The 20481-nt window shown below is 66.8% G+C and carries 16 protein-coding genes and 1 pseudogene; all 17 read right to left on the bottom strand.

Going from position 1 to position 20481, the window contains the following annotated elements:
- Nucleotides 1-9: 9 nt before the first annotated feature.
- Nucleotides 10-1752 (bottom strand): MFS transporter, encoded by a 1743-nt coding sequence (locus tag A7Q26_RS09330; RefSeq protein ID WP_066859118.1) that lies wholly within the window; start codon nt 1750-1752, stop codon nt 10-12.
- Between the two features lie 2 nt (nt 1753-1754).
- Nucleotides 1755-2501, bottom strand: coding sequence for an FkbM family methyltransferase (locus A7Q26_RS09325; protein ID WP_066859117.1), 747 nt, complete (start codon nt 2499-2501; stop codon nt 1755-1757).
- The gene (locus A7Q26_RS09320; RefSeq protein WP_066859116.1) at nt 2498-3643 is read right to left on the bottom strand and encodes a glycosyltransferase family 4 protein; all 1146 of its coding nucleotides are present in this window, start codon (nt 3641-3643) and stop codon (nt 2498-2500) included. Before A7Q26_RS09320 ends, A7Q26_RS09325 begins: the two co-directional genes overlap by 4 nt.
- Nucleotides 3640-4953, bottom strand: a complete 1314-nt coding sequence (locus tag A7Q26_RS09315; protein ID WP_198162891.1) for a hypothetical protein — start codon at nt 4951-4953, stop codon at nt 3640-3642. Before A7Q26_RS09315 ends, A7Q26_RS09320 begins: the two co-directional genes overlap by 4 nt.
- Nucleotides 4950-5687 carry a class I SAM-dependent methyltransferase gene (locus tag A7Q26_RS09310; protein WP_066859115.1) on the bottom strand — a complete coding sequence of 246 codons (738 nt, stop codon included), beginning with the start codon at nt 5685-5687 and terminating at the stop codon, nt 4950-4952. The genes A7Q26_RS09315 and A7Q26_RS09310 overlap by 4 nt, the downstream gene beginning before the upstream one ends.
- Nucleotides 5688-5749: 62 nt before the next feature.
- Nucleotides 5750-6880, bottom strand: coding sequence for a glycosyltransferase family 2 protein (locus A7Q26_RS09305; protein WP_066859114.1), 1131 nt, complete (start codon nt 6878-6880; stop codon nt 5750-5752).
- Between the two features lie 4 nt (nt 6881-6884).
- Nucleotides 6885-8234, bottom strand: coding sequence for a sugar transferase (locus tag A7Q26_RS09300; RefSeq protein WP_066859113.1), 1350 nt, complete (start codon nt 8232-8234; stop codon nt 6885-6887).
- A 65-nt stretch (nt 8235-8299) separates the two neighbouring features.
- Nucleotides 8300-8590 (bottom strand): hypothetical protein, encoded by a 291-nt coding sequence (locus A7Q26_RS09295; RefSeq protein ID WP_066859112.1) that lies wholly within the window; start codon nt 8588-8590, stop codon nt 8300-8302.
- A 5-nt stretch (nt 8591-8595) separates the two neighbouring features.
- On the bottom strand, nt 8596-10491 hold the full coding sequence (locus A7Q26_RS09290) for an XrtA/PEP-CTERM system amidotransferase (RefSeq protein WP_066859111.1): 1896 nt from the start codon (nt 10489-10491) through the stop codon (nt 8596-8598).
- An 11-nt stretch (nt 10492-10502) separates the two neighbouring features.
- Nucleotides 10503-12038 (bottom strand): exosortase A, encoded by a 1536-nt coding sequence (gene xrtA / locus A7Q26_RS09285; RefSeq protein ID WP_066859110.1) that lies wholly within the window; start codon nt 12036-12038, stop codon nt 10503-10505.
- Nucleotides 12035-13249: a TIGR03087 family PEP-CTERM/XrtA system glycosyltransferase gene (locus A7Q26_RS09280; RefSeq protein ID WP_066859109.1), complete on the bottom strand. Its 1215-nt coding sequence runs from the start codon at nt 13247-13249 to the stop codon at nt 12035-12037. Before A7Q26_RS09280 ends, xrtA begins: the two co-directional genes overlap by 4 nt.
- Nucleotides 13246-14319, bottom strand: a complete 1074-nt coding sequence (locus A7Q26_RS09275) for a FemAB family XrtA/PEP-CTERM system-associated protein (RefSeq protein WP_066859469.1) — start codon at nt 14317-14319, stop codon at nt 13246-13248. Before A7Q26_RS09275 ends, A7Q26_RS09280 begins: the two co-directional genes overlap by 4 nt.
- 12 nt (nt 14320-14331) lie before the next feature.
- Complete coding sequence (locus A7Q26_RS09270; RefSeq protein WP_066859108.1) at nt 14332-15402, bottom strand: FemAB family XrtA/PEP-CTERM system-associated protein; 1071 nt, start codon at nt 15400-15402, stop codon at nt 14332-14334.
- A complete protein-coding gene (locus A7Q26_RS09265; RefSeq protein WP_066859468.1) occupies nt 15399-16244 on the bottom strand; it encodes an XrtA system polysaccharide deacetylase in 846 nt (281 codons plus the stop codon). The genes A7Q26_RS09270 and A7Q26_RS09265 overlap by 4 nt, the downstream gene beginning before the upstream one ends.
- 721 nt (nt 16245-16965) lie before the next feature.
- A pseudogene (locus A7Q26_RS26315) lies at nt 16966-17931 on the bottom strand (XrtA/PEP-CTERM system-associated ATPase); the annotation flags it as partial.
- 23 nt (nt 17932-17954) lie between these two features.
- Complete coding sequence (locus tag A7Q26_RS09255) at nt 17955-19559, bottom strand: hypothetical protein (protein WP_066859106.1); 1605 nt, start codon at nt 19557-19559, stop codon at nt 17955-17957.
- Entirely contained in the window at nt 19556-20476 is a 921-nt protein-coding gene (locus tag A7Q26_RS09250) for a P-loop NTPase (RefSeq protein ID WP_066859105.1), read from the bottom strand. Before A7Q26_RS09250 ends, A7Q26_RS09255 begins: the two co-directional genes overlap by 4 nt.
- Nucleotides 20477-20481 lie beyond the last annotated feature (5 nt).

Below are 20481 nucleotides of genomic sequence, written 5' to 3'. Positions count from 1 at the left end.
TGCCGGCATTCACATCGCGTTATCGGCGGCGTTGAAGGCGTCCTCGAACGTCTCGGGCAGCGGGGGCTGAACCGGCTTGTCGCAGCCCACTTCCTTCATGTGCGCGCGCAAGGCGTCCATGCGGCTGAGGTTCCAGCGCGCCAGCGGCACGCCCAGCGGACGGAATTCGGCGCGGTCGAACAGTTCGACGACATAGGAAGCGCAAAGCATATCCACCTGCTCCAGCGTCAACATGCCAAGGTTCATCACCATCGGCTTGCCGGGCACGCCATCGCGCCCGCGCACAAGATCGGTGACGTACAGGCCGCCGCGCGGATCGATCAGCACGACGTCGGCCTGGCTCGAATCGATCAGCTTGTGGCTGGCCGCATAGGGCGCGACGAAGGCATGGGTGCGCCAGACCAGGAAGGCGCTGGACAGGGCCGTGACAAGCAGGGCGAGCAGGATCGGGCGCATAGCCCCTTCCGGCCGGAAGCGCGCCCAGCCCAATCCCGCGAGCAGGCAGAAGGGGCCGATGAAACCATGGGCGTAGCGGAAGCCCCAGCCATAGCCCTGCGCCAGCGCCAGCATACAGCCCGCGAGGCAGCCCAGCGCCAGCGGCAGCGCGATTTCCTGCCCCCGGATCATGGTGCGCCAGCGCATCGCGACCATGCCCAGCACGGCGAGCGGCACCATCAGGATATTGTTCCAGGCGACGTAGCGGCTGATGTTGACGAGCGGTTGCCAGCGATCGCCGAGCCGCTGGAAAAGGCTGCCCACCTTGTCAGCGACGCCCGCCGACGGGCGGATGTCGGTCGGCGCGCCCAGCGCATGGAGCAGGAAGCCCGGCCAGAGCTTCGCCCAGACGATGACGATCGCGACCAGCGTGAGCGTATGGAAGGCCGCCACCGCCCAGCGCCGCGCCAGCAGCATCCAGAGGATGAAGGGCGCGATGAAGATGGGCGGGAAATGCCATTGGTGCAGCCCCGCCGCGATCAGTGCGACGACGCCGGCGCTGAGATGGCCGACCACGCCGCCGCGCAGCACCAGCGCCAGCCAGATCATGTTGAGCGCGAAATGGCCCGTCATGGCATAGGGGGTCATGGCCGTGACCCATAGCTGGCTGGAAGAGAAGCCCAGCAGCACCGTCACCCAGACCGCATCGGGCCGGTCGGGCATCAGGTGCAGCGCCACCCGCCAGAGCGCAAACAGCCCCGCCATCAGCAGCGCCGGTCCGGCGAGGTTTGGGTCGCCCAATTGCCAGAAAATCGCCTGGATCGCGCTGTTTACCGGCAGATAGGCCGCCGTCCAGTAGTCCGCCGCGCCGAAAGGCGAGAAGAATTCGGGCATGATCGCCCGGCGATAGGGTTCCCATTCGACCGGGATCGGCCGGGCAAAGAGTCCTTCGCGCATATAGGCGGCGGCAAAGCGGGCAACTTCCTCGTCGCGGCTGATCGCGTAATTCTGGAACAGGGCATAATGGCCGGCCCACGCGGCCATGCCCAGCAGCAGGATCAGCGGCACGACGATGCGCGCGGTCGGACGGGGGAGAGCAAAGCCCTTCCCTTCCGCCCATGGCGCGGCCAGCGCCAGCAATAGCAGCGATCCGAGCAGAGCCGGAAAATCCTGGTCCAGCAGCAGGATCACCGCCAGGCTGATCCCCTGCCGATAGGTCACATGCCACAGGAAGGTCGCACCCAGCCACAGGGTCAGGCCGATCGCCCCCGCCAGGAACAGGCGGCGCGCGGACAGGAAGCCGGCGACCTTGCCCATGGTCAGCTCTCGACCAGCGCCCGGTTGACGAAAATGCCATCCATCTCGACCAGGCGCGGGAAATGGCCCTTGTTGTTGGCGAAGAAGGCGGAGGGCACGAAGCCGCGTCCCTCCAGCCAGTCGATCATCGCGCGATAGCCGGTGCCGCCTTCATAAATGGGGCGGACGCCCAGTTCCGTCTGCACGCCCAGCATCTTGCCCAGCACATCGCCCGCGCCTTCGCAGACCGACAGGTCATGGCCCTGCGTGTCCATCTTCAGGAAGGGGCGGGCGAAGCCATGCTGCGCCATCAGTTCGGGCAGCATGGTATCGAGGCGACGGCACTGCATCTCCACCGTCTTCGTCACCTTGTTGCGATCGGCGAAGATCGCATCCTGCTCCCCGGACGGCCTTTTGAGCGAACTGAACTGATCGGCGGCCATGATGTTGAAGCTGGCGCTCCCGTCGAAATCCGACAGTGCCATGTTGAACACATGCCAGTTGCGATCGGACGCGGCATGTCTCTGCAACTCGGCGAACACGTCCGGGTTCGGCTCGAACGACAGGATCAGCCCCTTATAGCCCGCATCCTTGCGGACCATCGTCGCATATTGGCCGCGATTGGCGCCGACGTCGAACAGGCAGTCGACCGCGAAGGTCGACAGGAAGCGCCTCAATGCCTGAACCTCGGGATATTGGTGGACGCGGCCGGCCAAGGCGAGACGCATGGCCAGCTTGCGGTCGGCAAGTTCGCGAAGATAGCGGTTCATGCGCGCCCGGCCAGCACATTGTCGTAGATGCCGATCGTCGCCACCGCCATATCCTTCCAAGACCCCATTTCTTCACCATAGGCGCGCGCGCGCGCGCCATATTCCAGCCTGATGGCCGCGCTTTCGACCAGCGGCAAGAGGGCTTGGGCAAGGGCGGGTGCATTTCCCGCCGCCGCCCGGACCGCGACGCCGTCCGGCAACTGGCCGAACATGCCTGCGTCGGACGTGACCATCGCCTTGCCATGGTGCAGCGCCGACAGGAAAGCGCCGCTCGAATCGATATGTCGATAGGGGAAGGCGATCATGTCGGCGCGCGCCATGTGCGCGTCGAGCCGGCCTTCGGTCAGGAAACCGAAATCGGTGATGAGGCGGTCGCCAAAGCCCGCCTGCGCGACCGCATCGGTCAGGGGCGCCACGTCCATGAAGGGCTTTCCGGCCAGCACCAGTTCGAAAAGATAGCCCGCGCGCCAGAGCTGGAGACAGGCCTCGATGAGAAGGTCGATGCCCTTGTAGGGGCGGATCGTGCCGAAGAAGAGGAGGCGCGGCAGGGTCGGCGGAGGGATGGCGGCGAAGTCCTCGCTCGACGCGGCGGCGAGGCGCATGGGCGGGTGTGGCGTCACATGGATGCGCGCGGGATCGACGCCCTGCCCGACCAGCGCGGCCCGGGTCGTGTCGCCATGCACCACCAGCGCGTCGAACAGGTCGAGCAGCGCGCGATAGCCCCGGCCCTGCAAGCCGGCATCGGCATGATAGGCGTCGGCATTGTGGACGGTGTGGACCAAAGCGGTCCGGCCCTTCAGCCGCTGGAGCATCAGCCGGTCGGCGGGCGCGAGCGGGAGCCACTGGACATGGACCAGTTCTGCATCCGTCAGCGGCGCAATATCGCCCAGCGCGCAGGCCAGCCCATATTCGGCCGCCTTGACGATACGGAAGGCGCGGCCCTCGCCCATTTTCACGCGCAAGGCTTCGCTGCGGCGGAAGAAATGGGGGAGATAGGCATAGCCCTGCGGCGCGATGGCGTCGGTCGCGCGCATCGGGCGGCCGAGCAGGGTTACCTCTGCCCCCTGCCCCGCCAGCGCCGCGCAAAGACTGTCGTCATAGCGCCCGGTGAAGAGCGACGGATCGAGCATCGCGATGTTCATACGCGCAGCAGCCTCTTGAGCGACAGGAGGTGCAGCCCGGCCACGCCCAGCAGCGTCAGCGCGTAGAGCGCAAGAAAGGCGATGTCGAAACGGTCGGGCCAGAGCAGCAGCGCGAGCGGCGCGCTGCCCAGCGAGCCGGCGAGGAAGGGGAGCGAGCGCGCGAGCAACTGCCTGAACCGCCCCAGCGCCGCCTGCACATAGACGGAGACGCAGAGAATGGTGAGCGCCGCCAGCGCAATGATGATGAGGCCGATGTCGGCCCGGTCGACCGCCGCGCGCCCGTCGAACAGGATCGCGAACAGCCGGTCGCCCGCCACCAGCAACACTGCCGCCAGCGCAACGGCAAAGACCATCGCCGCGCCCAACGCCCGCAGCAACAACTGCCGGAGCCGGGCCTTGTCGCCGGCATGATAGGCGCGGGTGATGCGCGGCAGGGCAGCTTCGACCATGGCGCGCACCAGCATGGACAGCGATCTGGACATCTTGAAGAAGAAATCGAACACCAGCATCGGCCGCGCGTCGGATGTCATCGCCGCTATGGTGAAATAGGGCGCGTTATAGGCGATGATGTCGGACACGGTGAAGGCCGCCGATGCGCCGATATCGCGCAGATAATGGGCACGGACATGGCCGCCCCCGACGCGGAAGGCGAGCCAGTGGCGGCGGTTCATGTTCAGGCGGCGATGGACATGGGCGATGGCCCAGCCGATCACCGCGATGCTGGCGACCAGTTGCAACGCCACCGAGAGGCGCGGGTCGAGACCAGCCAGGATCGCCAGCAGCAGCCCGATCGTCACGACACGCCGCGCGCAATCCAGCCCTTCCCACAGGAAATTGCCGTCGACCGCCGCCAGCGCCCGCTTGGCGAGCAAGGCCGGCAGGTTGAGGCAGGCCGACAGGAAGAAGAGCAGGAACAGCAGCGGCATCCCCGTCGCCAGCCAGCCGCCCACGAGCGCCGCGATCAGGATCAGCGTCGCACCCGCCACCAGCACGGCAAGGAACAGGAACAGCACGCCCATCTCCTCCAGCCGGAAGCCGCCGTCAGCTGCGGCTTCGCCGCTGTCATCGTCTCTGGCCAGCCAATGCTGACGCAGCCGGGCATAGATGATGCTCGTGAGGCCGAACTCCGCCGAAATGGTGAAGTTGCCGAAAGCGACGAGCAGCAGGAAGGCCTGGAACTCGGCGATCGGCAGCACGCGCACGAAGACGAAGGTGACGGCAAAGCCCCACAGCAGCACCAGCCCGACATTGGCGAGCTTGACCAGGGCCAGGATGCGGGCACTGCCCTCCACCCGTGCGAGACGGTTCATGCGGGCTTGCGCGCCCGGAACAGCCGGTCGTCAAGCGCATGGAAATGGCGCGTGGCGACGTCGATCGAGGCGGCGTCGATCTCCTCAAGGTCGAAGCCGGCGGCGCGGATGCGGTCGGCGAAATCGGGGCCATATTGGCGGACATGATCCCACTGGCCGAAACGGCGTTCGCGTTCGCGCGGGGGCATGTCGAAGCTGCCGTCCTCGGTCGGTCGGTCCCAAAGCGGGACGATCAGCCAGGCTTCGCCGCCGGGCTTGAGCGCGCGGAGAATGTTGCGCAGCACGGCCATGTCGTCGGGCACATGCTCCATGACATGGCTGGCGTAGAACAGGTCGTAGCGATCGCTGTCGGCCAGTTCCATCAGGTCGACGCGGCGCATGTTCGGCACGCTGTAGCGCGCCGGATCGAGGTCAGCCGGCGCGTAATCTGCGGCGGCGGAGAAGCGCCTGACCAGGCTGCCTTCATTGGGGGCCATGTGCAGGATCGCGCCCTGCGTCGGCACGATCAGCGTCCCCTGCCCGATCAGCCAGTTCATAAGCCGCTCGCGCGGCGAGGCGCCACATTCCGGGCAGCCCCATTCGCCGTTGTCGCCATAGCGGAAGAAGCCAACCACCGTCGCGCCGCAGGCGGGGCAGCCGCGGTTTGCGCGTGCGCCCATCGCCTTGCGCACTTTGAGCGCCGCCTTGGTCAGATGCTTGCCGGCGGCCTTGGCCACCCGCTGGACAGTAATCACGTCATTCTCCGCTTGGGGTCTGGCAAGCGCCTATACAATATCGCGCGGCCTTGGCGAGAGGGTCAGCGCGACTTGGCGGGGTTCCATGTCGTGACGGTGCGCCCGCTCATCGCCTTGAGCACGCCCTGCAAGGTGGCGGCATAAGCGATCAGCACGTCGACCAGCGCTGCAAACGGGCCGCTTGTCGAGCGGACGCCGATCCAGACAGCGAAAGCGACAGCTAAGGCGCCAGCGAGGTATAGTGTCGGCGAGAGACGTAGCGCCAGCGCGCCCGCCGCCACCGCGCCGATCAGGATGAAGACCCCGCCGAACCAGCGGATGATCTTGCGCGAGGTATATTTGAAGCGGTCGATCACGGTCATTTGCCTGAGTTGCGGACGCAGATGGCTGTGCGTGTGCCAGGCGCGCGCGGCGATGCGGACCTTGCGGCGATATTCATCCTTGCGCGCCGTGACGAGCCGTTCGCGGGCGATCACGTCCTTCGCCTTGACGAGCCGCCGGCCCGCGAAGACCACGGCCATGGACACGGTGAGGTCGTCCAGGACGCTGTCGGGAAATGCGGGGTAGAGGCTCCGCCGGATCGAAAAGATGGAGCCGTCGGCGCCCAGCACATTGCCGGTACGCGATTCCTCGTCCTTCAATCTTTCCTCCAGCCGCCAGTAGAGCGACCCGACCGAGGCAGTGGCGCTTTCGTCCGCGCCGACATAGTGAAGCGAGCCGAGCACACCGCCGATCGCCGGGTCGGCATAACGGGCTAGCAGCCGATCGACCGCCTCCTCGTCCAGCAGCACATTGGCGTCGGTGAAGATCAGCACATCGCCCCGCGCCCGCGCCGCGAGCTGCTTCATGCCATGCGCCTTGCCGCTGCGGCCGGGGCCTCGGATCAGGGCGACGAGGTCGCCCCGTGCCGCGATCAGGTCGCCAGTGCCGTCGGTGGAGCCATCGTCGAAGGCGAGACATTCGAGCGCGGGATAGCGGCGCTTGAGCATCGCCAGATTGGCGAGCTTGTCCGGCATCGTGTCGGCTTCGTTGTAGGCGCAGAAGAGGAGCGACGCGCTGGGCGCCGGCCCTGCGACAGGCTGTTCGGGCCGGGTCGGCAAGGCGCGAAGGATGAGCGGGTAGCCAAGAAAGGGCCAGGCCACCGCCACCAGGCACAGCAGCAGGATGGCAGCAAGGATCAGGTTGGTCGCCATCGGCTCAATAGGCCTTGTGGTGGACGAGCACGCCCAGTGTCGCGACGATGATCCGCATGTCGCGCCAGATCGACCAGTCGCTGACATATTCAAGGTCGGAGCGGAGGCGGTCGATCAGATCCTGATGATGGTCGGTCGCGCCGCGATGGCCGCGCACCTGGGCCAGGCCGGTCATGCCCGGCTTGATGCAGTGCCGTTCCCAATAGCGGGCGTCGACTTCCCAATAGAGGCTGTCCCCCGCCTTGGCGGCGGCGGCGTGCGGGCGCGGGCCGACGATGCTCATGTCGCCCTTCAGCACGTTGAAGAGTTGGGGCAGTTCGTCGATGCTGGTCTTGCGCAGGAAGGCGCCGACGCGCGTCACCCGGTCGTCGTCGCGCCTGGTGAGCGTCGCGGCTTTATGGTCGCTCGCCTCGCTGCGCATCGAGCGGAACTTGTAGATGGAGAAGGGCCGCGCATCCTTGCCGATGCGCGGCTGGCGGAACAGGATCGGGCCGGGACTGGTCAGTTTCACCGCCAGCGCGGCGCCGACAAGGATCGGCGACAGGAGGATCGTGGCGATGGTCGCGACGATCAGGTCGAACAGGCGCTTGATGAGGCGATCCCGGAACTGGAGCGGACCGCCCGCGACAATGATGGTCGGCTGCCCGTCAAATTCGTCCACCCGCGCAGGGGCGAAGCGCAGCAGTTCGGGCACGACGATCTCGCCCCGGGCGGAGAGCGACTTGAGCGCGGCCGACCAGTCGTCCATCCGTTCGAGCGGACAGGCGACGATCACCCGCTCCGCCATGCCGACCGCCGCCGCGAGCCGGGCAGCCATGTCCGCATCATGCCGTTCGGGATGGAGATTGGCGTCGTCGGCCTGAATGATGTCCATGTGCGGGCCGGTCTCAATCGCGACCCCATCCATGATGACGGCGGTCAGATGCGGCACGTCACCCAGCAGGCTGACCGCCAGCCGCGCCACGGCGAGGCGGACGAGGGCCAGGGTGGCCGCGCCCAGCACGAGGCCGGCAAGGAAGGTCAGACGCGACAGTTGCTCGGCGATCTTGCCCAGATAGACGATCAGCAGCATCAGCAAAGCCGCCTGCGCCAGCGCCAGCAGCGCGCGGAATATGCCGCGCCGCACATGGTCCAACGTGTTGATGCCATAGGCTCCGCCCTGCACCGCAAGGATTGCGTAGAGCGGCGCGACCATGGCGAACATCACCAGGCCGTGCGGCTTGCCCGGCTCGCCCCAGAGCGCGCCCAGCACGAACCAGTTGGCGGCGAGAAAGGCGCAGAACAGGCCCGCCATGTCCCCCGCCAGACACAGCGCATAGAGCCGCAGCCGCACGATTTCCTTGGAGACTGTCACTTGCGCGCCCTGTTTATCGTCATGTGCCCCGTTGGCACCGGCTGGCGCGGGTTGCAAGGGGCGTTCTAAATGCAGTCACCTGTCGTGCATACGGACAGCAGCCCAATAAATGGCTGAGCAAGCACGAGTAAAATTGTGTAGATCGCCAACAGCGCTAGCAGATACTTTTCCTTCCAGCGCGCAAATGGAAAGCCGAGAAGCCAAAAGCCACTCATTCCCGCAGCGACTGACAGCGAGGCTGTAATCAAAGCGACAACTTCGCCGCTCCACCAAGGTCGAACAAGATGGGCAAACCCCAGCCAGATCAGCCAAGGCGCGCCTAAAATGACGCCAAGTCCCAGCCAGTTGCGCAACATGTTGCTCACACGCCGAACAACCGGGTCAGCGCCTTGTCCAGCATCAGCAATTGCCAGAGCAGCCGGCCATGGTCCGATACGCCGGACCGATGGTCGGCGGCGACCTTCGCCAGCATCCTGGCATCGAACCAGCCGGTCCTCGCCAGCGCGGAGCCGCCAGCGATCGCGGTCGCCTCGCCCGCCAGCGCGCCGCGGAACCAGGCGCTGATCGGCGTCACGAAGCCCATTTTCTGGCGATAGAGAATATCCTGCGGCAGGAACGGCTCCATCGCCTTCTTCATCAGATATTTGCCGCTGTTGCCGCGAATACGCTGCGTCACCGGCAGGCGTGCGGCGAACTCGACCAGTCGATAGTCGAGCAAGGGCTCGCGCGCCTCCAGGCTGACGGCCATGCTCATCCGGTCGGTCTTGGTCAGGATGTCGCCGGGCAGCCAGATGCGGATATCGGCATATTGCGCCCGGTCAAGCGGGTCGCGCGCGGGCGCATCAGCCATCGCCTTGATATAGCGGTCCTCGGCCCGATAGGCGCCGAGGCGGCTCTTCATGTCCTGGCCGAACAGGCGCTGGCGCAGAGCATGGGGCGTCACGCCGACCGAGGCGGCATAGGCTTCGCCGCCCTCCCCCGCCAGTTCGAGGAAGGTCGACTTGGCGCGCAGCGCGCGGGGCGCCCAGTCGGCCTTGGGATAATATTTCCCCAATGTACCGAACAGCGGCTGGCGCACCGACGCGGGGATCAGGCTGCGGAACCGTTCCCCCTGCATCTGGAAGCGGTGCCGGCGATAGCCCGCAAAGGCTTCATCCGCGCCGTCGCCCGACAGGGCCACCGTCACCTGTTCGCGCGCCAGTTCGCAGACGCGATAGGTCGGCAGCGCGGAGGCGTCGGCGAAGGGTTCGTCGAAATGGAAGGCGAGCGTATCGATCAGGCCATAATCGTCCGGCGACACGATCCGGTTGCGATGATCGGTGGCGAAGCGGCGGGCGACGCGGTCCGCATAGCCGGTCTCGTCGAGGCTGGCGACGTCGAAGCCGATGGTGCAGGTCTGGACCGCGCGGGCCGACGCCTCGGCCATCAGCGCGACGACGCTGCTGCTGTCCACCCCGCCCGACAGGAAGGCGCCGAGCGGCACGTCCGCCACCATGCGCGACCTGACCGCCTGGCGCATCAGCGCGACCAGTTCCTCTTCCAGCGCTTCGGGCTTGGCTTTGCTGCGATCGACGAAGCTGACGTCCCAATAGCGTTGCGGCTGCGGCAAAGGGCGACCGCGCACCAGGCGAAGTGTCTCGCCCGCGCCCAGCTTGCGCACGCCCGCCACCAGGCAGGCGTCGTCAGGGACATAGCCATAGGCCATATAATCCTCGACCGCCGACAGGTCCGGCGCGCGGCGCAGCAGCGGATGAGCGAGCAGGCTTTTGAGTTCCGATCCGAAGATCAGGCTGCCGTCGGAGAGCAGCGCATAATGGAGCGGCTTGACCCCCAGACGGTCGCGCGCCAGCCAGAGCGATTGCGCCCGCGCGTCGAACAGGGCGAAGGCGAACATGCCGTTGAAGCGGGTGACGCACTCCTCGCCCCATTGGCGATAGCCGTGCAGGATGACCTCGGTATCGCTGTGGGTGCGGAACACATGGCCCTTGGCCTCCAGCTCGGCGCGCACTTCCGCGAAATTGTAGATTTCGCCGTTGAAGACGACCGCCAGGCTTTCATCCTCGGTCAGCATCGGCTGCGCGCCACCAGCCAGGTCGATGATGGAGAGGCGCAGATGGCCGAGGCCCACGCCCGGCGCGGTCCAGATGCCGCTGCCGTCCGGGCCGCGATGCGGCATCACGTCCAGCATGGCGCGGACCCGCGCGGGATCGACCGGCTTGGCCGTTTCGAGATGGAAGATGCCCGCTATGCCGCACATGCGAAAGACCTCTAGCGGATACCGATGCTGCGGTCAGCCAAAACCCGCACGTCGCCCAGATCGGTCAGGAAGGCGGATATGGCGGAGTCAGCAGGGTGACCTTCCCCCTGTTCCGCCGAGACGAGGATGGCAACGGCGCGCTGGTCCTGTCCCAGCAGCCGGGCCTTCATCGTTTCCAGCTTGACCGTTGCCTTGCTGCCGGTCGGCGCCCGATCGCCCACGACGTAGAAGCTCACCACATGGCGCACCACCGGGCCGGGCGCGGTGATCTGCTCGCCACGCGCGTCGGCGGGCGCGCGAGCGGGCGAGGACCAGACCCATTCGCTGTCGGGATCAGCCGCGCCCTGGCCGAAGCCGACCAGTTCGCGCTGGTCCTCCTGCCGGGCATAAGTGGCGATGGCGAGATCCACCACCTGCCCGCGGCCATTGCGATAGCGGCCGCTCACGAAATGATCCGCCCCGTCGAAGCGGGGTATCCACGGATAGGCCTGCGGCGTGCTGGTGCGGGTCCAGCCCGCGACCGACGGCATTTCCAGCACCGGCGGCAACCCGGCAGCGGTCGCGGCGGTGGCGGCGAGCCAGAGCGGCGCGGCGATCACGAGCGCCAGCGCTGCGCCCGCCACCTTGCCCACCGGGCCGCCGCCCGCGCCTTCGCGCTGTAGAGCGCGCGGATCGAACCAGGGGTCGCCGGGCCTGCGGTCGAAAAAGGGCCAGGCGGCCGCCATGACGAGGAACATGACGATCGCGAAGAAGACCCAGCCATAAACGACATGGTCGAAGCCGACAGCGGCATCGACCGTGGTCAGGTGCGCCACGAGAATGGTGGCGAAGGCGCGGACGCCATTGGCCAGCACCGACAGGCCGAGCGCGCCAGTCATGAAAAGGATGCGGCGGTTCCAGCTGCGGAAGCAGACATTGCAGACCAGCGCGCCATAAGCGGTCATGGCGATCAGGAATTTCGCTCCGGAGCAGGCTTCAGCGACCTCGAAATAGCCGGTCGGCGTGGTGATGAAGATGCCCTCCATATGCGCGGGGACGCCTGACAGGTCGAGCAGCAGCATGGCGAGCCGCGCGGTCAGCAATTGCAGTGGCGGTACGATCTCCTCGCCGAAGGGGACCATGAAGAAGGCGTAAAAGAGCGGGAAGAGCAAAGCGCGGGCGACCGCCGGGCCGAGCAGCGCGATGGTCGCGCCCTGGAGCATGACGACCAGCGCGCCATGGCGGATCATCGCCACCCCCGCCGCCGCGCCGAGCAGCCAGGCAAAGGCGCCCGCGCCCAGCCAGAGCAGGCCCGGCGCCCAGGCGACCGGCTGCAACTGGCGCAGGCCGCCCAGGCGTTGCTGCACCAGCCAGGCGATGAGAAAGGGGATGAAGAGGCAATGGCCGAAGGTGGAGGCTTTCCACCAGATGGACACCATGGACCAGACATCGTTCAGGAAAAGCGAGAGGATGGCGAACGCCACCACGCCCAGCGCGATCAGATAGCGGCGCCAGCCGGTCAGGGCGATGAGCGGCACATGGTCGGACGCGATGGTGCGATCACTCATGCGACCGGAGCCCCGCCCAACAACAGATCGGGCAGCCGGTCGAGCGTCGCGGACCAGCGATAGCGTTGCTCCATCCGCTCCCTTGCCGCTTGCCCGAGCGCCGCCGCGCGGGCCGGGTCGGCGAGGAGCGCGATGATGCTTTCGGCTTCCTTCGCGGGATCGTCGGCGACCAGAAGATGCGCGCCATGGGTTGCGTCTATGCCTTCGGCGGCCTGCGACGAGGCCACAACCGGCCGGGCCATCGCCATGGCTTCGAGCACCTTGTTCTGGATGCCGCGCGCGATCCGCAGCGGTGCGACGACGACATCCGCCGCCGCCAGCCAGCCGCGCACATCGGGCACGCCGCCGGTCACGATCACGCCGGGCAGGTCGGCAAGCGTCTGCACCGACTTGACCGGGTTGCGGCCAACGATGGCGAAGCGGGCATCGGGATGGGCGGCGCGGATGGCGGGCAGGGTTTCGCGGGCGAAACTTTCCACCGCCTCGACATTGGGGCGATAATCCATCTGGCCGGTGAAGACGAGCAGCGGCCCCTGCCCTGCGTCGATGGGCGAAAAATCGGCGGCGGGATCGAAATAGTCGAGCGTGACGCCATTTTCGATCGCCACAACGCGACCCCGGTCGAGGCCCGTCGCCGCACGGAACATCTGCGCCTCGGCCTCGCTCACGAAGCTGGATATGGCGGCGCGCCGAGCGGTCCGTTGCTCGAAATCGAACAGCCGACGCCCTTCGCGCCGGTTGATCCAGGCCATGGGACCGCTGCCCTGCGCGCCATAGGCCGCATATTTGGCCGAATCGAAATCGACGAAATCCATCATCAGCGGGATATGCGCCGGCAGCACGGGCACGAAATGCGCCATCTGCGCCGAATAGGCGAAGACGGCGCGGACCGGCCGTTCCGCGAGCGTGCGGGCGACCCATTGGTGCAGGCCGGGATGATCGAACAATGCGATGAGGAGCGACTGGCGCCGGGCGATGCCGGTCAGGCCGGCGACGACCCTGGACCGGTCGCGCATCAGCACGCACTGGCTGGCGGCGACCTGCGCCAGTTCACCGGCAAAGCCCATGTCGCGATCATCGTCGGCGAAACAGCCGACATGGACGGGCGCCACCTGCGCCAGACGTTTCAGCAGATGACAGGAGCGGATCTTGTCGCCCCGGTCCGGCGGAAAGGGAATGCGGTGGCAGAGGAAAAGAATGTCTCCGCTCACCCCAGCCCTCGCGCGATATGCGGGCCGATCAGGTTGGCGAGGGATTCGGGCAGTTTCTTCCACAATTCGACCTTGCGCCGATATTGGGGCGACAGCGGGTTGACGTCGCGCGTCTCATGGCCCGGCGCGGTGCGCAGATGATAGCCCAGCGGTTCGCCCGCGAAGCCCCATGTCTTCTTCCATGCCGCCGGGCCGGTTCCGACCTTCGACCGGCCGAAGTCGAAAAGGGTGCAGCCCCGCTCGTGCGCGCGGCGCATCAGCCGGAAATAGAGCGCCTCGTTCGAGCGCATCGCGCGCGCGCCATCCGCTGCGCCGTGCCAGTAGGGCATACAGGCGCCGTGATGGTAAAGGCTGATGACGGCCGAGAGCGGCTTGCCATCCTTCGACACAAGGGCGATGTCGGCATCATCCCCGAACCGGTCGAGCACGGCGTCGAACAGGGCGCGGGGAAAGACGGGCGTGCCGAGATTGTGGACGCTGTGTGCATAGAGCCGATAGTGAATGTCGCGCAGTCTTTTGTCTCGGCCGACCTCGAAGGCCAGATCATTGGCCAGTCCCTTGCGGATTTCGGCCCGATGTCGCTTGGGCACGGCCTTGAGTTCCGCGGCGTCGTCCTCAGCCAGGGGACGGGAGAAACCGAGATAGGCGTCGGCCTTGTTTTGCCAGATGGGGTCGGTCGGCGCTTCGCCGCCGCGTAGTTCGACAGTCGTGCAGCCCAATGTCCGGGCGAGCGTCCAGGCGGCATCGGCCAGTGCCGGACCCGCCTTCCGGTGATCGACCAACATGCCGCCGTCGACCGCGAAGCCACTGCTGACCAGGGCGCGGCCGAACAGCGCAGACCGGATATGGGTGAGCGGCAACACGCCGGCGATTTTGCCACCCGGGCGGCGCGCGACCAGCATTTTCGCCTTCTGTCCGGTGCCCGCCTCGACCGCCATGATCCATCCCGGCCGGTGGAACGGCGTCGAAACGGGATGGGCCAGGACCCATTTGTCGAGTGCGGCGACCGTCGCGGGATCGGACAGGCGGGCCTCCTGCACGATAACCGCAAGATCAACAATCGCGTTCATGGTCATCTCCCCTCAGCCCAGTCCGCGCGCGATGAATGGTCCGACAAGGTTGGCGACCGGCAACGGCAATTTCTTCCAATATTCGATCCGTCGCTGATATCGGGCGCTGGTGGGATCGACGTCGCGCCGGGCTCCGTCCGGCGACCAGGCATGATAGACGAGCGGATGCGGTTCGAAGCCGAAGCTCCTCTTCCAGGCAGCCTGCCCGCTGCCGACCTTGGACCGGCCGAAGTCGAACCCGGTCATGCCCCGCGTCCGGGCATGGCCCATCAACCGATAATAGAGGAGTTCGTTGGACCGCAACCGGCGGGCATCACTGATGCCGCCGCCCCAATAGGGCATGACCCGGCCCCGATGGTAGAGGCTGAGCACGGCCGATACGGCCCGCCCCCCTTCCCGCACGATCAAAATGTCGGCATCCTGGCCGAACCGTTCCAGCACGGCGCGGAACAGGCGCGCGGGAAAGACAGGCGTGCCGAGATTGCGGACGCTGGTGGCGTAGACATGATAATGGTCGCGCAGATGGCGCCGGTCCCGGCCCACCTCGACCGTCAGCGCGGGATTGGCCAGCGCCTTTCGCAGTTCGGCGCGATGCTTGCGCGGCACGGCCAGCAATTCGGCCTCGTCATCGGCGGCGATCGGGCGGCTGAAGCCGACATGCTGCCCTTCCCGCCGGTCCCAGCCCGATCCGGGTTCCACGCCCCCGCGCAATTCGATCGGCAGGTTTCCGCGTGCGCGCGCAAGTTCCTGCGCCGCCGCGGCGAGCCTTGCCACCGCGCGCGCATCGTCGGCCAATATGCCGCCATCGACCGCGAAGCCGGTGGATATGAGCGCCTGCCCGAAGAACGCGCTCTTGACGTGATGGAGCGGCAGGAAGCCGATGATCTGACCCGAAGGCGCGACTGCCGTCAGCGCCAAGGCCCGGTTTCCCGTCGCCTCCTCGATCGCGCCGAGCCACGCGGGACGATGGAAGGGCGTTCCTTCCGCATGATCCAGCACATAGGCGTCGACCGCCTGCGCCTGCACCGGATCGCGCAGGTCGAGCATGGTTATGGCGATAGCGGCGCCGTTTCCTGCGATCATGTCGCGCGCGCCGCTTCGGCATCGGCCAGGGCGTCGACCCGAGTCCAGTCGAAATCACCGGTCAGGCGGCGCAGCTTGGCCGCCATCACCGACAGATTGCTGTAATGGCGCAGGCGGGAGCGCAGCGGCGCATCGGCCACGCGCGGCTGATCGGGATCGATTTCCCAGGGATGGAAATAGATGATCGCGGGCCGGCCGGCCTGTTCGTTGACCTGCCGGATCGCCCAGCGGGAAAAGCCATAGGGCAGCAGACGGAAGAAGCCGCCGCCGCCAGCCGCCAATGTGCGCTTGCCCAACCTGGCGGTCGTGACCGGCAACTCCACCAGCGGCGAATCCTTGACCGGCTTCCAGGCGAAGCGCGGAGAATCGGGCCAGCCATAATGGTCGTGCCGGATCGGCGCGACGCTGGAGGAATAGCGATAGCCTTCCTCCGCCAGGATCGGATGCGCCCAGGGCGTGCGCGGATCGATGGAGAAGCTGGGCGCACGATAGCCGGTCACGGCCTGCCCGCTCGCATCCTCCAGCAGGGCGCGTGCCTTGCGCAGGTCGGCGCGGAACTGGTCGGGCGTGAAGGTGAAGACGCGCGCATGGTCGTAGCCATGGCTCGCAATCTCATGCCCGCCCATCGCAATGCGCCGCATCAGCGCGGGATAGCGCTCCGCGACCCAGCCCAGGGTGAAGAAGGTCGCCTTCACACCCGTCTGCGCGAACAGATCCAGCACCGCATCGGTATTGCGCTCGACCCGGTGGGTCAGCCCGTCCCAGTCGGCACGGTCGATCGTGCGCTCGAAAGCGCCGACCTGGAACCAGTCCTCCACATCGACGGACAGGGCGTTGCGCATGGTCGTGTCACCCCGCCTTCGATCAGTGCGCGCGGGCCAGCGCCGCATCCTGTCCAGCGTCGGCCATCCGATCCTCACGCTCGACCCATTCGACCAGCATGGTCAGGACGCGGCGCAGCGCGGTATCCTGCTCCTCGGCGCGAAATTCGAGCGTGGAGAGGCGTTCCTCGACCAGGGTGAAGCAGTCCTTTAGCGCTTCGGGATCGACCGTCGGCACCGGCGCGCCGAAAGGCGCGTGGGCCTGGACCGCGCGCAGCGAGGCGATTTCGGCGCGCAGGGCGGCGATTTCGTCCTGCATGTCGCGGCGCAGCATATCGAGGGTCTCCTGCGGGTGGATTGGATCGACGATGTCTTCGTCCTGGTTGAGGGCGTGGACGGGGTCGAGTTCCGGTTCGTCGGAGTCCTGCCGGTCGGCCGAATGGCAGGCGACCGGCTCGTCCGGGGCGTCGACGGGCCAGACATCCTCGGTCGGCTCATCATGGGACGATGCGAAAGAGGGAACCGGGGACACCGGCTCGCTCTCCGCTTCGGCCGTACTGCCATAGGGAGCGGCGAAACGCGCAGGAGAGAGGAAACGCGGCTGATAGTCCTCGCCCTCCAGGTCCAGCGGTGCATCCTCATCCTGATCGACCGGATCGGCCAGGCTTTGCTCCGGCTGTTGCGGATCGGCGCCCGGCTGCTCGGTCCACGCGGATTCCGACGCCTCCGCCATGGGGAATACCGGCAAGGGTTCGGCAGATTCGGGTTCGACCGCCGCCGCCTCGGCTTCCACCGGATCGGCCCCATCCGGTTCGGCCGGTTCCTGGGCCAGATCGAGCACCGCCGGTTCCTGGGCCAGATCGAGCACCGACGGTGCGATCGGTTCGGGCATCAGGTCGACATCCATGCCCATGTCGGCGACCACGGCCGCCACGACATCGGCGTCGATCTCGTGCAATCCCTCGATCGCGCCCAGCAGCAGCACGCGGCTGACAAGCGCGTTGAGGCGGCGCGGCACGCCGCCGGTCGCGGCATAAAGGGCGGAGAAGGCGGCCGGGGTGAAGGCGGGGTTTCCGCTCCAACCCGCCACGCCAAGACGATGGAGGATATAGGGTTCGACCTCGCGCGGCATCATCGGTTCGAGATGATGGGTCGCGATCACGCGCTGGCGCAACTGTTCCAGTTCCGGCGATTTCAGCAGGTCGCGAAATTCCGGCTGGCCGAGCAGGAATATCTGGAGGAGCGACTGTCCGCCCAATTGGAAGTTGGACAGCATCCGCAGTTCCTCGATCGCCGAAATCCCCAGATTCTGGCCTTCGTCCACGATCAGCAGGCTACGCCGTCCGGCGCGCGCCTGGGCATGGAGAAAGCCCTCTATTCGTTGCAGGGTCGCCGCCTTGGTGAAGCCTTCCGTCTCCAGACCGAAGCTCTGCGCGGCGAGGCGCAACATGTCGTCGCCCTCCACCTGCGTCGACACGATCTTGACCGCGGTCAGGCGCGCCGGGTCGATCGTCTGCATCAGATGCCCGACCAGCGTCGTCTTGCCCGCGCCGATGTCACCGGTGATGACGATGAAGCCTTCGCCCTGGGCAAGGCCATAGCCCAGATAGGACAGCGCCTTCCGATGCGTGGCGCTCTCGAAATAATAATGCGGGTCCGGCGTCAGCTGGAACGGACGGCCCTGCAATCCGTAGAATTGATCGTACATCTCTTCGTCTCCAAGGCGATCGGTTAGAAGCTGTAGCGCAGGCCGACCTGCCCCATGGCGCTGATGACCGTGTCGATGTCATCGGCCTTGACGCCGTCGATACCGACGGACGCCGATGCCGACAAACGTCGGCTCAGCCCCTTGAAATAGCTGGTGAAAGCACCGTAGTTGAGGACATCGGGCCGTCCACCGCTGGCATCGAAATAGTTGATGTAGGCGACAGTATCGATGCTGTCCCGGTCGTTGAACATATAGGTCATCGACGCATTGCCGAACCAGTTTTCATCCCGCGACCCGCGGATCAGCACGGTCTGGCCCTGCGGCGTGATGAACTTGCGCTGCGAATAGCCGGCGCCCAGTCCCCAGCCCCACGGGCCGCGCCGCAGCGCATATTGCGCCGAAACGCCGCGATAGCGGAAATTGGCGTCGGTGATGCCCGACAGCGCGTCGTTGAAGCATTGCCCGCCGCCGGTGGCGGAGAAGGCGCAGCCGGTGAGGTCGCCGGTGAACGGATTGCGCACGACGTTGAGGTTGCTGCCTGACAGGGCGGCGACATCGGCCATGATCATCCGGCCGAAACTGTCGATGCCGTCGAAGACGACAAGCGCGAAATTACTGTCGCGCCCCTGCCAGAGGAAACTGCCCTGATAGGTCATGCCGCCATAGCGTTCGCCCACGCGCGCCTGAAGCGAGGTGCGATGGCTGGGCCGCCAGAGCACGCCCGCGTCCCAGATGATGTCGTCAAATTCATAGACCAGCGCGCGCGGCGAGCTTTTGTCGGTGACATAGCGGCCGTCGCGTATGACCGGCGCGCCCGTCGCGTCCAGCACCGGCGAGCGCTGGCTGATCTCGATGTCCTCATAACCGATGCCGCCGACCAGCGCGACGGTGCGCGACACCGGCAGGGTAGCGTCCAGCCGGCCCCAGGCGTCCTCGAACCGCTGGTCGAGCTGGCTGGCATCCTCCCGGTCATAGCCGGCGCTGGCGGTCAGGCCGACCGGCAGCACGGTTCCCGGCGCGAAGCCGACGGAGCCGAGCAGGCTGTGGGTCCAGCTGTCGGCGAAGGAGCCGCCGGGCAGCGCGCCGGGGAGGTCCGCATCGATATCGTCCTCCACCCGCGCATAGCCCAGCCGATAGGAGCCATTGACCGTGAAATCGCCGATCTGCGTCGTATAGGACGGGCCAACATAGCCGGCATAGACCTGACTGGTGTAGCTGCTGTCGTTGAGCGCCGTTGCGCCCGAAAGCCCGTCGGTCCGAACGCGCGTCGCGAGACCGCCGGCGTTGAGCGTCAGCCCGCGGGCGACATGGGCCTGCGCGCTCACTATGCCGCTGATGACGTCCTGGTCGGGCGTCTGGCTCCCCCAGCCGAAGCTGTGATTATATTGGGCGTCGATGGTCGCTTCCACGCGACGGCTCTGGATCTGGGCCGTCACGCCTGCCGTGACATTGGTATAGGTCAGCACGTCGCCATCGCCCTTGAGCGGCGCCATGACGACTTGGTCGATGCCGAGATAGGGCACGACATCGAGCCGCTGCCGTGGCTGCGACGATTGGGCGAGCGCCGGCACGGCCATGGCGGCCAGCGCAAACATGGACGCGCCCGAAATCCAATGGCGCGCCGTCATGACTGCTCGCCCCCCTTGGCATAATAGCTGCCGAAACGGCGGCCGCCCGTGAAGCTGACGGCGTTGAGCAGCAGTTGCACCTGCGTTCCGCCCTTCAGCATGGCGGCGGCTTCGCGGACCGCGCTCTCGCTCGTCCGGTCGGCGCGCACGACCAGCAAGGCGATCGCGGCATGGCTGGCGAGTACGGCGGCCGGAGAGGCTGCGAGCAGGGGTGGCGAATCGAAGATGACGATCCGTTCCGGGCGCCCCTCGGTCAGCCGCGACAGCAGGTGCTGGGTCCGGGCAGAGGCCAGATATTCGGTGTCATTGTTGCTCCGCTGTCCGGCGGGCAACACCGCCAGCGACGGCAGGTCGGTGCGGATGATGATATCCTCGATCGCGATCGACGGATCGGCCAGCGCGTCCATCAGACCCGGCCCGGCGGTCAGTCCCAGCTTGGCCGGGATGCCCGGCTTGCCAAAATCGGCATCGACCAGCAGGATTTCCCGATCCTTCTCCGCCGCCAGGCTGAGCGCCAGATTGATTGCGCAGAAGCTCTTGCCGTCGCCGCTATGCGCGGAACAGACGAGGATGCGATTGCCGCGCGGACTGGACTGCAACTGGGCGAGCAGGTCGCGCTTGAGCAGGCGGAACTCCTCGCTCATCGCGCTCACCGGACCGTCGGGCTGGAGATAGCCGGCCTCCGCCAGCGCCATGCGGTCGATCGGCTGGATCGGGCCGGTCCACGCAGGCGCGCGCATCGCCCGCGCATGAGCAGGAGCGGTCGCCTCGACCGCAGCTGCGGGCAGCGGCGGCAGGTCGGCCGAGAGGTCGACCGCTGGCGCGGCGCGGCCCTTAAGCGCGGCATTGAAATCATAGATTTCGGTGGCGCGCTCGATCAGCGATCCACGGCCCGTGATGGAGCTGTGCTGGTTCATGGTTT

The organism is Sphingobium sp. TCM1 (assembly GCF_001650725.1).
Taxonomy (GTDB): domain Bacteria; phylum Pseudomonadota; class Alphaproteobacteria; order Sphingomonadales; family Sphingomonadaceae; genus Sphingobium.
Note: the sequence above shows the minus strand (reverse complement) of the source record. Positions and strands in the feature narration are given on the sequence as shown.